This is a genomic window from Bacteroidota bacterium (assembly GCA_016706255.1).
Classification (GTDB): Bacteria; Bacteroidota; Bacteroidia; order Chitinophagales; family BACL12; genus UBA7236.
This window is the reverse complement of the sequence record JADJJZ010000003.1, coordinates 863,367-878,102: the sequence shown is the minus strand read 5'-3', so window position 1 is coordinate 878,102 and position 14,736 is coordinate 863,367. Positions and strand designations below refer to the sequence as shown.

Below are 14,736 nucleotides of genomic sequence, written 5' to 3'. Positions count from 1 at the left end.
CATTTAATTAAAATTTAAAATGTAACCGCTATGTAAACAACAATTAATCTCACCTCATATCCAATTAATTTAATTATTTAAACGTTTATCTATCAAATCGTTATATAATTTAAAATCCATTTTGTTATACAAATAAGACCTTGTAACTTTAATCTCCAAATAAAAAACATGCGCAAATTTCATTCACTACTCCTCTTTATCCCTTTATGTCTGGTTTTAACAGGCTGTCCCGTTGGTATCAACTACCCTATCGCCAGTCCCGGCACTGAAAAAATTGATAAAAACCTTATTGGTCGCTGGAGCCAGTCAAATGCCGATATGGAAGTAATGAAAATGGAAATTGTTAAACTAAATGACAATACCTTAAAAGTTACCGTTTTGGAACGTGGCGGCATGTATATGGAAGAGACTGATGAATTCAAAGCCTGGTGCACAAAAATTGAAGGACAAGAATTTGTATACCTCCAAAATTATGCAAGCGACACCTCCGATTATTTTCATTACGCATACAAATTTGACGGAAAAGATTTGCTTACATATGATATCAGTTTACTTGATGGCGGTGTTGATGCCGTTACTTCCACTGAAGCATTCCAAAATCAAATTCGCACCTCTATGATCAAACCGGAGTTTCTTTCTGAGGAAACACGATGGACTAAAGAGTAAGCATTTACAGGTTCTGCAGCCGGTTTTACCTACTTATTGTAATTTTTTCAATAAGTACCCCCCAATACGTTTGGTGATATGCCAAATTATTCACTTATTTGCATAGCATAAGCTTTCAGGCATAACCGTAAATCAGCAAATTATGACGCAACCAACAATTAAAACCAATTACAGTGCCCTTTCTACCCTGGTAACCGTTTTCTTTTTCTGGGGGTTCATCGCTTCCGGTAACGGGGTTTTTATTCCATTCTGTAAAAATTATTTTCATCTCGACCAGTTTCAGTCGCAGTTAATCGACTTTGCTTTTTACGGTGCATATTATTTAGGTGCACTCACTTTATTTATTTTAAGCGTTGTCCGCCAGTCCGATTTGGTTTCTGCCTGGGGATATAAACGCAGTATTGTTTACGGATTATTATTTTCATTTTTAGGTTCGCTGGCAATGATAGTTGCCGTTAACTTCGGCGGATTTGGCGGTATATTATTTAGCTTATTTATTGTTGCCCTCGGATTTTCATTGCAACAAACTGCAGCACAACCTTTTTCAATAACCTTGGGTGATCCGGCAACCGGTAATACCAGAATAACACTTGGTGGCGCCGTAAATTCATTTGGTACAACCATTGGCCCAATTATAGTTGGTTTAGCATTGTTTGGCGCCGTTTCACATACCGACGAAATGGTTAATTCACTTGAATTAAATACCATCACATTATTATATTGCGGCATCGGTGCTTTATTTGTAATTTGTGCATTATTGTTTTTCACTTCGAAAAAAGTGCCTGATGGAAAAATTGACGCGCACGTTGAAAAAGCAAACCATGCTTTACGCACATTAGTTGGAATTACACTTGCGTTAGTTGTAATTTTTACCGTTGTATTCAGTAGTTATAAAACAAGTGATGCACAGGAAGTGGAAAATATGCGCACTGCATTAGCAGAAATTCCAGCAACGGATACTGCAGCAATTGCCGCACAAACCGAAGCCATTCATGAATTAAATGCACCTATTGAAAATAAAAGGATGTTATTATTATCAGGAGCGCTGGTTGTAATTGTTGGTGGTTTATTATTTGCTAAATCACGCGCATCAAAAAATCAGGAAGGCTGGGGCGCATTACACTACCCTCAATTAGTTTTGGGTATGCTTGGTATATTCACTTATGTTGGTGTTGAAGTAACAATTCAAAGTAATTTATCCGAATTATTAAAACAGGATGCATTTGGCGGATTTCAAGCCTCTGAAATTGCGCCTTATATTTCGATGTACTGGGGCAGTTTAATGATTGGTCGATGGGCCGGTTCCGTTGCTGCATTTTCGGTTTATGGCATGCGCAAAAAATTATTAATGATTTTAGTTCCTATAATTGCTTTTGGAGTAATTATTGGCGTAAATACACTCGCAGGTCACGATATGACGCCGTTATACGCTTATATCGTTTGCGTAATTATTCAAATTGCCGCATTCTTTTACGGAAAAGATAAACCGGCAAGAACATTATTTATTTTCGCTGCATTAGGTGTAACTGCCATGTTAATTGGTATTTTATCTACCGGAACAATTGCCATTTTTGCATTCTTAAGCGGTGGTTTATTTTGCAGTATAATGTGGCCGAATATTTTTGCATTATCAATTGCAGGTTTAGGAAAATATACCTTCTCAGGGTTCTGCATTTTTAATTATGATGATTTTAGGTGGTGGTATTATTCCGCCAATTCAGGGTAAACTTGCAGATATAATCGGAATCCATCCTTCATATTGGGTTACCGTTTTATGTTTTGCATATTTAGCTTGGTTTGCATTAGCAGTTTCTAAATTATTAAAAAAACAGGGTGTTCAAATTGGTGCTTCCGAAGCACATTAATTTATTATAAATTAATTTTTTTAGGGGGTAGATTTAATTAGCCGAATGTTGCTAATTTTTATCAGGCGAGGTATGTCGGTAAATCACTGAATTTTTCTGAGCGTTCAGGACTGAGCAGATAATTTTTCCAACTCATGATAAGTGATTTATTGCCGGTGAAAATTTCCCGATTAAAATTCATCAGTGTAGCAATTTCAATATCCGATAATTGATGTTCAGATGAGATGCTGTAAATATGTTGCAGATGTTCATTATAGGTGTGTTGAACAGCTTTTAATAAATCAACCAATTTGTTAAATATCGCTTCATCATCGGTCTGCTGCTTATCTTCAAAAAACAAACTATTATAAAATAGTTGTTGCTGGGTATTCATGTGTTGCAAAAAATTAAACTTAATTTCATTTGAAGAATTTTTTAATTCCGCTATATCATGGTCAATATCATGAATACATTTTACTGCATGCATACCACTGCGCAATGCAGCCATTAACTGGTCAATTTCTTTCACCTCGTCTGCATCTAATGATTTCATTTTTAACTGAATATAAAATGTCTGAATTTCTCCATAGTGTTCCTTCAAAAAATGATACCAATCATCCACCGATTTCCTATTTAAATCGTGTTGTTGATGGTGTTGCAAAAAAACTTCCGGGATATGCAGTGTTTGTTCCTCTACCCTAAACTGATGCGCCGTAAAAATTTTACACTGATTAATAAAAAACCAGGTTTCCGAACGTAATAATTCGAATGCCGTTGCCACTATAACAGGCTGATGTGGCTGAATAAACATAGTGAGTTTTCTATCCTCATGCCTAAATCGTTTTTCCAACCACTTACTAAAAACATTCAGGAACGGTAAAAACAACAGTATACTCCCAAAATTCATCAGCGTTTGAAATGTCGCCAGTCCGGTTAATGGATTTGATATGCCCAAAACATCCTGAATCAACACCGCTGTTGGCCGCAATAAAATAAATGCTACTATGGTAGTTACCACATTGTATAGAAAATTACCCACCGACACTCTTTGCTTAACTGCAACCCCATCTAATGCTCCTAATAACAATTTTACGGAAGTGCCCACTTCGGAGCCGATTACGACAGCCATGGCAGATTCAAATCCAATCAACTGCTGATTCAGGAAACTCAGCGTAATAGCCACGGTTGCCGCGCTGCTTTGGGTTATGGTGGTAGCAACAAAGCCTAGCAACAGGAAAACCCATGCCCCGCTGTCCTGAAAACGGCTAAATACCTGCTGAATCGCTTCCGACTCGGCTGATTCCTTCATTAGCTCCAGTCCGATAAATAGAAAACTAAATCCCATCAAAAACTTAAAAAGTGGCTCCAGGCGGTTCTTATGCTTAAAAATGAAGAGGAACATCCCCGCCAAACCGGCAACCGGATAGGCAAAAGCCGCTATATCCACTTTAAAGCCCAGTGTAGCCACTATCCAGCTGTTTAGGGTAGTTCCAAGGTTTGTGCCCATAATCACAGCCAGGGCATTACGCAGTGTTATTACCCCTGAACTGACAAAGGCCAGCACCATAAAATTAACCACTGAACTGCTCTGTAACACAGCAGTAATAAGGGTTCCACTAAAAATCGCCCGAAAAGTATTGCCCGTCTGCTTCTTCAAAAACAGCTTGAAACGGCGACTCATTAAATTTTGAAGCGCCTGCTCCAGCATCAGTATGCCAAACAGGAAAATGCCCACACCCCCAAAAATCAACCAAACGTTTAGTCCCATAGCGATTTAGAAAGGCTAACCTACTCATTTTTTAGCTAATAAGTGCCGACCTGTATCATGCTTGCTTAAGATTTCACAAATAATAACACAACTACTGAAATTCCTTCGATTCCAATTATTTATCTTTACGCCACTTAATATAAAAGGAATGAAGAGTTTCAGTAGGATCAACAACATAACAGGTTGGATTATTTTCGCGATTGCCCTGGTAGTATACACCTCCACCATGGAAGCAACCGCCAGTTTCTGGGATTGCGGTGAGTTTATTGCAGCCACATACAAATTACAAGTAGTGCATCCACCGGGAGCACCGATCTTTTTAATGGTAGGTCGTATTTTCACACTGTTTGCCTCCGGACCCGAACAGGTCCCGATAATGACAAACTTCTTCTCAGCCCTGTCCACCGCATTCGGTGCTTTGTTTGTTTTCTGGATTGTAACACGTATGATGCGTAAAGCAGTTGCAGGTATCAACGAACCAACCGGAAGTCAAATCGCTACCATCATTTTTGGTGGAATTATTGGTGCAGGCTGTTTTATTTTTATGGATAGTATCTGGTTTTCTGCAGTTGAATCAGAAGTATATGCGTTAGCAACATTTTTCTTCATATTAATTTTCTGGACTATCGTAAAATGGGAAGCACATGCTGATGATCCAAATTCAGACCGCTGGATATTATTTATGGCGCTCATGATGGGATTAAGTATCGGTGTGCACTTATTGGCATTACTCGTTATTCCTGCGATTGCTTTAATCTATTATTTTAAAAATTATACTTATACCCGCAAAGGTTTAATTTATACTTTATTACTCGGAACAGCTTTAGTTGCATTTGTATTATATGGTATCCTCGATAAATTTATTGCCATTGCAGCAGGTTTTGACCGTGTATTTGTAAACGGAATGAATTTACCTTATGGCACCGGAATTATATTCTTTTCATTGCTCGTAATTGGTGGTATTATTTATACCGTTCGTTATGCTATTCAAAAAGGAAAACGTGCATTATATATTGTGATGATGTCGTTCAGCATGTTAATAATTGGTTTAACTTCTTATGCCATGGTGTTAATCCGTGCAAAAGCTGAACCCGTTATTAATATGAACGGAATTAATGATGTGCACTCATTTTTATCTTACCTAAAACGTGAACAATACGGAAGTCGCGCATTATTTTATGGCCCTTACTGGACAGCGCAACCGGTAGATTATAAAAAAGGAAAAGCAAAATATGGTGTAGTTGAAGGAAAAGATGGTTACCAGGTTGTTTCTCATGAATTTGAACCTGTATATAAAATTCCTTCCGAATATCTTTCAGGACCGAATGTAAATGATAAAGCATTATTACTCAAAGAACGTAATAAGCAGGTTTTATTTCCACGTATGGGTTCACTTGAAGATCGCCATGCCGGATTATATTATGATTATGTTGGTGTTGATCCGCAAAATGAAGAAACCTATGTTCCTTCGTATGGAGATAACTTAGGATTTTTATTTAATTACCAGTTTGGTCATATGTTTTGGCGTTATTTCATGTGGAATTTTTCCGGTCGACAAAACGATACACAAGGTAATTTTTATGATGGTTATAAAGATGGTAACTGGATTACCGGGATTGAAGCTATCGATAAAACTAAAAATGAGCAATTAGTTGATGTTCCTGCTTCATTAAAAGATTTAGTTACGCATAATACTTATTACATGTTGCCATTTATTATCGGTATCATGGGTATGGCTTATCAATTGCGAAAAGATAAACGCGGATTTGCTGTCGTGTTAACCCTGTTTTTATTTATGGGTATCATGAACATCATCAACATGAACCAGCCACCAACCGAACCACGTGAACGTGATTATGCGCAGGTAGGTGCATTTTTTGCATTTGCAATATGGATTGGTTTTGGTATCGGTGCAATAATTGATTTAGCGAAAAACTTTAAAACAAAAACGATTCAGGAATATTTATTGTATGCAGGAATAATTTTGCTTGCTATGTTCTTTTTAGGATTAACCATGTATTCATTTACCATGTTTATAATGATTAGCATTTATGCTTTGGCAGTGATGTTGCTCATGGGTGGTATTGCATATCTGATTAATAATATCATGAAAAAAGAAATGGCTGTTGCGGCAATAGCATTTATTTTATGTTTACCTGCACCGCTGCTTATGGCACAACAAGGTTGGGATGATCACAATCGTTCAGACCGCACTTTTGCACGTGATATTGCAAGAAATTATTTGGAGTCCTGTCCGCCAAATGCAATTCTATTTACACAAGGCGATAATGATACTTATCCGCTATGGTATGCACAGGAAGTGGAAGGAATTAGAACGGATATTCGTATTGTGAATTTAAGTTTATTGGGTGTAGATTGGTATATTAATCAGTTGCGTCATGCCACAAACGATTCAAAAGCAATTCCGCTTACGTTATCATCAGATAAAATTATTGGTGATAAACGTAATCAGATTGTAGATAATGACAAGAGTAAATTTAAAAACCAAACCATGGAATTGAGTGAGGTAATTAAATTTATTGGTCAGGACGATCCTAAATTCCAGATTTACAGTGAAGGGTTAGATGATTATTTTAATTATGTGCCTACTAAGAAATTTAAAATTACCATTGATGCCGATGCAATGAAAAAAAATAATATTGTTCCTGAATCAATGGTGGAAGCGATGAAAAAAGAACTCACCTTCGATTTAAAACGTGGAACATTATTAAAAAATGATTTGATGACGTTAGATATTGTTGCAAATAATATCAATACTCGTCCAATTTGTTTTGCCATCAGCGTAACAGGTGAATCACACTTAGGTATGGAAAAATACCTCATGCAGCGCAACATGGTTTATCAGCTGATGCCGGTTGAAATGGAAAATGATAAATCGGTAATGGATGGTTATCGCAAACAAATGAACACCGATATTCAATACGATTTACTGGTAAATCAAAAAGATAAATTTACTTACGGTGGTGTTGAACGTGGTGGTAAAATGTATGTTGACCCAAGCGGAATGGGTTCTATATTAACAGCAAAATATATGAATTATTTTGAGTTAGTAAAAAGCCTGGATGAAGAACGTCAATACCTTGAAGCACAGGCACGTCAAATGATGACCGATACCGTGAATTTAGAATATGATGAAGTTGGTCAGCAACTGATGAAAGAAAGTGCTGAGAAAAAAGAAAAAATGCTGACCGTTTTAAGTTTAATGGATCAGTTATTTCCGGCTTCCAGTATTCCTTACGATTTTAATATGATTAATGTTGCTCAGGTTTATCAGCGCTTAGGTGAAAATGAAAAAGCGATGGACATCGTAAAATCGATGAAAGACCGCGTAATGAGTGAATTAGAATATTATTACAAAATGACCCAACAAAGTACATTAACAGCTTCAATGTTTGAAGATGATAAATTGCGTTCAGAAACATGGGTTTATTATACTATTGATTTATCGCGCAAAGCAGGTGATGCTGATTTTTCACAGGCACTGGATAAGGAATGGGAAACGTTACGTATGAAATACGGCATATTAGCACCGAATGAGAGAGGCAGAAAATAAACGACAACGGAAAAAATTTGATAATCTGGTATTCGGCAGACAACCGGTTGCTGAATTACTGAATAGCGATAAAACAGTAGATAAAATTCTACTACAAAATTCGGCACAGGGCGATATCGTTCCGCTCATAAAACAAAAAGCAGCAGAAAAAGCAATACCGCTGCAATATGTGCCAATCGAAAAATTAAATGCATTAACAGGAGGCAATCACCAGGGGGTGATTGCCTTTACTGCTGCCATCAGTTTTCAAAAAATTGATGATATTATTCCTTTTGTTATCGAACGCGGCGAAACACCATTGATTTTAATTCTAGATGGCATTACCGATGTTCGAAATTTTGGTGCTATTGCCAGAACAGCCTGGGCAAGCGGTGTACACGCAATTGTAATCCCCGCTCATAGCGCAGCGCCCGTTAATAGTGATGCCATTAAAACCAGCGCCGGTGCATTGCAACAAATTCCGGTTTGTCGCGAAAAAAATTATGAACTGGTATTAAAATATCTCCAATTAAACGGCATTCAGATAATTGGTGCCGATGGTAATGCTTCAAAATATGTTTTCGATACCGACCTTACTGTTCCCACCGCAATAATTATGGGTGCAGAAGATGAAGGTATAAGCGCATTGTCACGAAAATATTTAACCACTACCGTGAAAATTCCACTGCAAAATAATTTCGACTCCTATAATGTTTCCGTTGCAGCAGGTATGTTATTATATGAAGTGATGCGCCAACGTATGTAATATTTTTATTTTTTCTGCTAATTACATCATTTTCAACTACTTAACAGCTGTTGTTGGAATTTTATGCGCTGAAACATTTAAACAACGTTTGAAGTCATTAACAAAAAATTACCAGTTGCTCACTTGCATAGGTCTATTTTTGCTGCTCAAACAGGCAAACAAAATGAAAAAAATTATTTTATTATGCTCAGTAATGAGTATCGGGCTTTTTTTGTCCGCACAATCATCAGATAAATCGGTACGTGCATCAATTATGCGCATGACCGATGAACAATATCCCGATAACAACAGTATCGGATTCAGAAGCGCACAGGCAGGCATTTACAGTCACAACGAAATTATTTTTACTCCCAGCTCAACAGGGAAATTTGATATTGTAATTACACCGGGCAATGCAAAAAGCGACAGCATCGGATTAAAAGATATCAATTTAGAAGAAATGATGCCATCTGTGCCATTTTATGTGAAAGGCAACGATTACCTCACTTATCTGGCTTTATTAAATCAGGAATGGAATCGTATACAGGTGAAATTTAATAACCAGCAGTTTACCACAAACGGCGCCGGTGATGAAGATAAAATTGTAACCCGTGTTGATATTGCAAATAATTGTTTAGGTAAAGGTGCGTGGGAAATTATTTTCTTCACCAAAGAAAACGATAAAGAGGTATTATATTTTCAATGCTGGTTTACCTTTCCCGATGAATTATATAATCAATTATTCAAATCGCGCAATGGCATAGAAATAACTGCGTATAATGAAATGTTAAAAAATTATGGCACCCGCAGTAATGAATATGTTGACCTTGGTGTTTTACGTAAAGTAGAAGCATCAAACGAATTGCCATTTAAAAACCTCAACAACGAACTGTATCCATTAAAAGGTGAACGGCAGACAAAAGCAAAAAATATTATTTATCCGGTAAATTATAGCAGCATCAATAATTTTTTAAACGATACCACAAAATTTGCAACCTTCGCAGCGCCGGGTATGTATACTAAAACCCAACCGCGCGCCACACAGTTGAGTATGCTTAAAGATTTATCGAAAGTAATTTATTCAACCACAACATCAACGAATTCGGCAAAATCAAAAACAATTGAAATTAAATTAATTTTTAATTACAATGGCAATCCTGTTCAATATGTAATTGGCGGAATAAATCCGGATAAAATTCCGGTACTACTACCTGAAAATATGCACAACGGTTTTCAACGTTCAATGGGAATTGGCAATCATTCTTTTTATAATGCATACGCTGATATTATCAGTAATTCATCACTCGAAAATCCTTATTACGGATTACTCTTAGACGGCAATGGATTATGGCTCGACAGTCATACTGTCGGCACTGATGGTCCGCTTTTATTTAGGGAAGAAGGAAATCCAAACCGGGTGCACATTTTATTATTATCATTTGAACGCCACGCATTTGTTGGCCATTATGTAATTGAACTTCCACAATAATTACCATTCATTCACACGCTTCAAAAAAAACTTTATGCAAAAATTTTTAATACTTATTGTATTTTTTACAATAACTGCAGCTTTGTCTGCACAAACCACACCACCTGTGAATCCATTTTGGGATAAAATTAAATTTAATGCCGACCTGCGCACCAGAGCAGAATACGACTGGATGAATATAACAGCCGCCGGCGACACCAACGATAATCGTTTGCGTTTGCGCACACGTGCACGTTTTGGCTTAACATATAAATACAACGATTACGTTGAATTTGGCATGCGTCTACGTGCAGGAAGTGCCACCGATCAGCAATCACCACACGTTACATTTGGCGCACCCGGAGAATTTGCACCAATTGGGCTCGCATTTGATAAAGCTTACATCAAATTTAATTATAAAGGTTTATGGGCATCAACAGGTAAAAACACTTATCCGTTTTATTATCACAACGAATTATTTTGGGATGAGGATGTTACACCCGAAGGTATTGCAGCAGGTTACGACTGGAAAATTGGTGAAACAACACATTTCAAACCTACTGCCGGATTCTTTTTTATTTCCTCAACAGGAAAACCATTGGATACTGATGTTACATTAAAAGCTGCTCAGTTACATGTAAATGTTGCAAAAAACAAATCGGAATTAAATGTTGCAACAGGTATTTTCAGTATTAACGATTTACCTAATTTACCTGACGGTACCGGAACATTTAAAATAGATTATACCATGTTTGTAAGTGCATTAAAATATACTTACAAAGCTAAATTACCGATATCTGTTACCGCAGATGTAATGTTGAATTTAGAAGATTATACCGATTCCACAATTGTCGCAAATAATCATCAGGATCAAACAACCGGCTATGTGGTTGGCGCTGAACTAGGTCAGTTAAAAGATAAAAAAGATTTTATGCTGGGTGTTTATTACGCACATATCGAAAAATATAGTGTAGTAGATTATTTTGCTCAGGATGACTGGCTGCGCTGGGGTTATTCCGGTGCTTCCGGAACACGAAGCAGCAATTTTGAAGGAATGGAATTAAGAGCAGGTTACGCTTTCGGACAAAAATTTAATTTACTTGCCAGAACTTATTTATGTAATGGTATTGTTGCCAATACGCCACAATCAGAAATTGAAACAGCAAATCGGTTCCGACTGGATTTGAATATCGCTTTCTAAAAAAATTTTGCTGCTATTACTTCAAGGGTTGGAACTTAATGTTTCAACCCTTTTTTTGATAGATTTAAAATCCGTTAAATACCTTACAGCGAATGATTATATTTTTTACTTTTGAGGTTAAAATATATTGTATGCGTACATGTTTACTTGTTGCTCTCCTATTATTGAGTTTCCAAAATTTTGCACAAGCGCCCTATCGCACTGAAGGATTTACATCCGGCTCATGGAATGTATTTAACGACATGACAACCTCCCGAAATGGTCATACTACAACGGTTTTAGCCGATGGACGTGTATTGTCAACCGGTGGTTACGATGGCACACAAAATACCGCTACGGCAGAAATTTATGATCCATTGGCGGATGTTTGGACACTTACAGGTTCAATGGATAGCGTTCGTTTTTCGCATACTGCTACTTTATTAAATAATGGTAAAGTATTAATAGCAGGTGGCTGGGACGGCGGATTTGTTAATTATAAATCCACTTTATTATTCGATCCGGCTACAAGTGAATTTACACATGGCCCCAATATGCGTTTCGGACGCTCAGGACATACTGCAACAAAATTAAAAGATGGTCGTGTGCTTTTAGTTGGTGGCTATAGTAATGAAGATGGAAATACCGATGTAGTTGAAATTTACGACCCAACTTTAAATATCTTAACAGAAGTAGATAATTTACACAAAGGAAGAAGTTACCATACCGCTGCTTTATTTGAAAACGGTAAAGTATTGGTTGCAGGAGGATATAATCCCGATTATGGTTTTCAGATGGCCAGTACCGAAATATATGACCCTACTGCCGGAACATGGACCGAAGTTGGTGATTTACATGCAGCCAGAGATTATGCAGCTTCAACATTTATAGAACACATGAATGCCGTTTATATTTTAGGTGGAAGATATTTTAATGGCTTTGGCTATGAAGGAACCACCAGCGTTGAAAAATTTATGCAGGATGGTGATTCGTGGACAGAAGTTGAAGCAATGCCTGCACCACAAAGTTATTTTCAGGTATTTCCGTTTTCGTATTTTGAATATGATGTAAGCATCCCATGTATGTTAGTTCCGGGCGGCACAAATGCTTCAGGCTTTGGTGTTGATCTCACGTATTCCTCAAGTTATGCTTATAATTTTATTTATGAAATATGGGAAGAAATTCCAATGTTTTTCCATGAACGATATTATTATGCTGCCGACCAATTTCCTGATGAAAAAGTTATTGTGACAGGTGGTGAAGGTGCCGGTGTAGAAATATTTGAACCGAGTGTATTTTTAAATATTAATACTATTTCAGAAGCATCAATTTCCATTCACCCAAACCCTGCAGAAAATGAAATCGGTTTAACGATTCCGCAAATGAATACTGTTAATGCTGTTGTAATTTATAATATGAACGGTGAAGCAGTAATAACCATACCACAAATAAAAACAGCAGATAAATTAATTACGATTGATGTAAATAATTTACCTGCCGGAAATTATGTGGTATCTGCTATTGGTAATAATAATATTATTACCGGAAATTTTATTAAACTATAAATTACAAAGCAAGTATTTCTACCAGCTTAAGCATTTGTTTATTAATGTCCATGTGATGTTTTGTCGCATTAGCGAATGGTGTAAACGAAAGTTCATCATTCACTAATCCGGCCATTACATTTTTTCTGCCATCTAACAACGCTTCAACTGCTGCCATACCTAAACGGCTGCCTAAAATACGATCGCGTACTGTCGGATTTCCTCCGCGTTGTATATGTCCCAATACCGAAACGCGTGTATCGTAATAATCGAATTTTTCTTTTACCAGTTTCGCAATTTCGAATGCGCCGCCGCGTTCATCACCTTCTGCAACAATTACAATAGCCGAAGTTTTTTGATGCGACCAGCCATTTTGTAAAATACTGATTAAATTATCAATATTCGTTTCCGTTTCAGGAATTACAATAGCTTCAGCACCACCGGCAATACCGCAACTTAATGCAATAAATCCGGCATCACGTCCCATTACTTCCACAAAAAATAAACGGTTATGCGAAATTGCCGTATCGCGAATTTTATCAATACAATCAATTGCTGTATTAATTGCAGTATCAAAACCTAATGTATAATCTGTCCCGAATAAATCATTATCTATTGTTCCCGGAACGCCAACACAGGTAATCCCATATTCCTGCTCAAATACTGTTGCCCCGCGAAAAGTACCATCTCCCCAACAGCAACAAAACCTTCAATACCATGACTTTTTAAATTATTGTAAGCAGTTTTTCTGCCTTCCTCAGTCATAAAACGTTGCGAACGCGCAGTTTTTAAAATTGTGCCGCCGCGTTGAATAATATTACTTACATCATGTGATTCCATTTTATAAAAATCACCATCAATCATCCCTTCATATCCTCTTCTGATACCATACACTTCCAGTCCGTGATAAATACCGGTACGAATTACTGCCCTGATACAAGCATTCATACCCGGTGAATCACCGCCGGAAGTCATTACTGCAATTTTTTTCATTTGAGTTGTACTGTGTTTTTGTTTAATTATTATTTAATATGCTTAAGCATATCTACTGTCATTTTATCTAAATCATATTCATGTTGCCATCCCCAGTCGCTGCGCGCTGAACTATCATCAATACTGCCCGGCCATGTTTCTGCAATTTTCTGACGAAAATCGATATCATAAGTTAATTCAAAATCAGGAATATATTTTTTTATTGCTGCACCAACCATTTTAGGAGAAAAAGTCATGGCAGCAAGATTGTATGAAGAACGAATTTTTATTTTATCTGCAGGTGCATCCATTAACTGAATAGTTGCTTTAATTGCATCAGGCATATACATCATAGGCAACAAGGTATCTTCTGCAATATAACAAGTATACTTTCCGGTTTGTTTAGCTTTAAAATAAATATCTACCGCATAATCTGTTGTTCCACCACCAGGTTCTGTTTTATAACTGATAATGCCCGGATAACGAATACTGCGCACATCTAATCCATATTTTAAATAATACCATTCACACCATCTTTCCCCTGCCTGTTTACTGATACCATATATGGTATTCGGTTCCATAATGGTGGTTTGTGGTGTATCTACTTTCGGCGTAGTAGGCCCGAATGCAGCAATTGAACTTGGCCAATACATTTTTGAAATACCTTTTTCGCGGGCAATTTCAAGTGTATTAATTAAACCATCCATATTTAATTGCCATGCTTTTTGTGGATATTTTTCTCCTGTTGCCGACAACATGGCTGCCATATTATAAATCTGTGTAATCTTATATTTATCGGCCACCGCGGCTATGCCTGCCTTATCCAGTACATTCAGCACTTCAAATGGCCCGGATTCAAATAATTCGCCTTCAGCTTGTTTAATATCAGCAGCAATTACATTTGAATTACCGTACTGACTGCGTAATAACATTGTTAATTCAGCGCCGATCTGGCCGCTGGCACCTATTAATAGTATCGTTTCTCCTGGCATGTAT

8 protein-coding genes and 2 pseudogenes are annotated in these 14,736 nt (G+C 37.1%); 7 read left to right on the top strand and 3 right to left on the bottom strand.

The window, feature by feature from the left end:
• Positions 1-168 precede the first annotated feature (168 nt).
• Together IPI65_05575 and IPI65_05570 are read left to right on the top strand one after the other, a co-directional pair.
• Positions 169-666: a hypothetical protein gene (locus tag IPI65_05575; GenBank protein ID MBK7440998.1), complete on the top strand. Its 498-nt coding sequence runs from the start codon at positions 169-171 to the stop codon at positions 664-666.
• Positions 667-808: 142 nt separating this feature from the next.
• Positions 809-2,531, top strand: a pseudogene (locus tag IPI65_05570) (MFS transporter).
• 61 nt (positions 2,532-2,592) lie between these two features.
• Here the strand turns inward: IPI65_05570 and IPI65_05565 are convergent.
• On the bottom strand, positions 2,593-4,278 hold the full coding sequence (locus IPI65_05565) for a Na/Pi cotransporter family protein (GenBank protein MBK7440997.1): 1,686 nt from the start codon (positions 4,276-4,278) through the stop codon (positions 2,593-2,595).
• A 148-nt stretch (positions 4,279-4,426) separates the two neighbouring features.
• On the opposite strand from IPI65_05565, the gene IPI65_05560 reads away from it, so the two are divergent.
• The 5 genes from IPI65_05560 to IPI65_05540 all read left to right on the top strand — a co-directional run bounded on the left by IPI65_05560 (position 4,427) and on the right by IPI65_05540 (position 12,789).
• Positions 4,427-7,852 (top strand): DUF2723 domain-containing protein, encoded by a 3,426-nt coding sequence (locus tag IPI65_05560; GenBank protein ID MBK7440996.1) that lies wholly within the window; start codon positions 4,427-4,429, stop codon positions 7,850-7,852.
• Positions 7,833-8,597 carry a 23S rRNA (guanosine(2251)-2'-O)-methyltransferase RlmB gene (gene rlmB / locus IPI65_05555; GenBank protein ID MBK7440995.1) on the top strand — a complete coding sequence of 255 codons (765 nt, stop codon included), beginning with the start codon at positions 7,833-7,835 and terminating at the stop codon, positions 8,595-8,597. The genes IPI65_05560 and rlmB overlap by 20 nt, the downstream gene beginning before the upstream one ends.
• A 163-nt stretch (positions 8,598-8,760) precedes the next feature.
• Positions 8,761-10,065, top strand: a complete 1,305-nt coding sequence (locus IPI65_05550; protein ID MBK7440994.1) for a hypothetical protein — start codon at positions 8,761-8,763, stop codon at positions 10,063-10,065.
• 34 nt (positions 10,066-10,099) lie between these two features.
• Complete coding sequence (locus IPI65_05545) at positions 10,100-11,245, top strand: putative porin (GenBank protein ID MBK7440993.1); 1,146 nt, start codon at positions 10,100-10,102, stop codon at positions 11,243-11,245.
• 131 nt (positions 11,246-11,376) lie between these two features.
• Positions 11,377-12,789 carry a T9SS type A sorting domain-containing protein gene (locus tag IPI65_05540; protein ID MBK7440992.1) on the top strand — a complete coding sequence of 471 codons (1,413 nt, stop codon included), beginning with the start codon at positions 11,377-11,379 and terminating at the stop codon, positions 12,787-12,789.
• A 1-nt stretch (position 12,790) separates the two neighbouring features.
• Here IPI65_05540 and pfkA read toward each other — a convergent pair.
• Both pfkA and IPI65_05530 read right to left on the bottom strand, forming a co-directional pair.
• Positions 12,791-13,761 (bottom strand): annotated as a pseudogene (pfkA, locus tag IPI65_05535) (6-phosphofructokinase).
• 29 nt (positions 13,762-13,790) lie between these two features.
• Complete coding sequence (locus IPI65_05530) at positions 13,791-14,732, bottom strand: NAD-dependent epimerase/dehydratase family protein (protein MBK7440991.1); 942 nt, start codon at positions 14,730-14,732, stop codon at positions 13,791-13,793.
• Between the last annotated feature and the right edge of the window lie 4 nt (positions 14,733-14,736).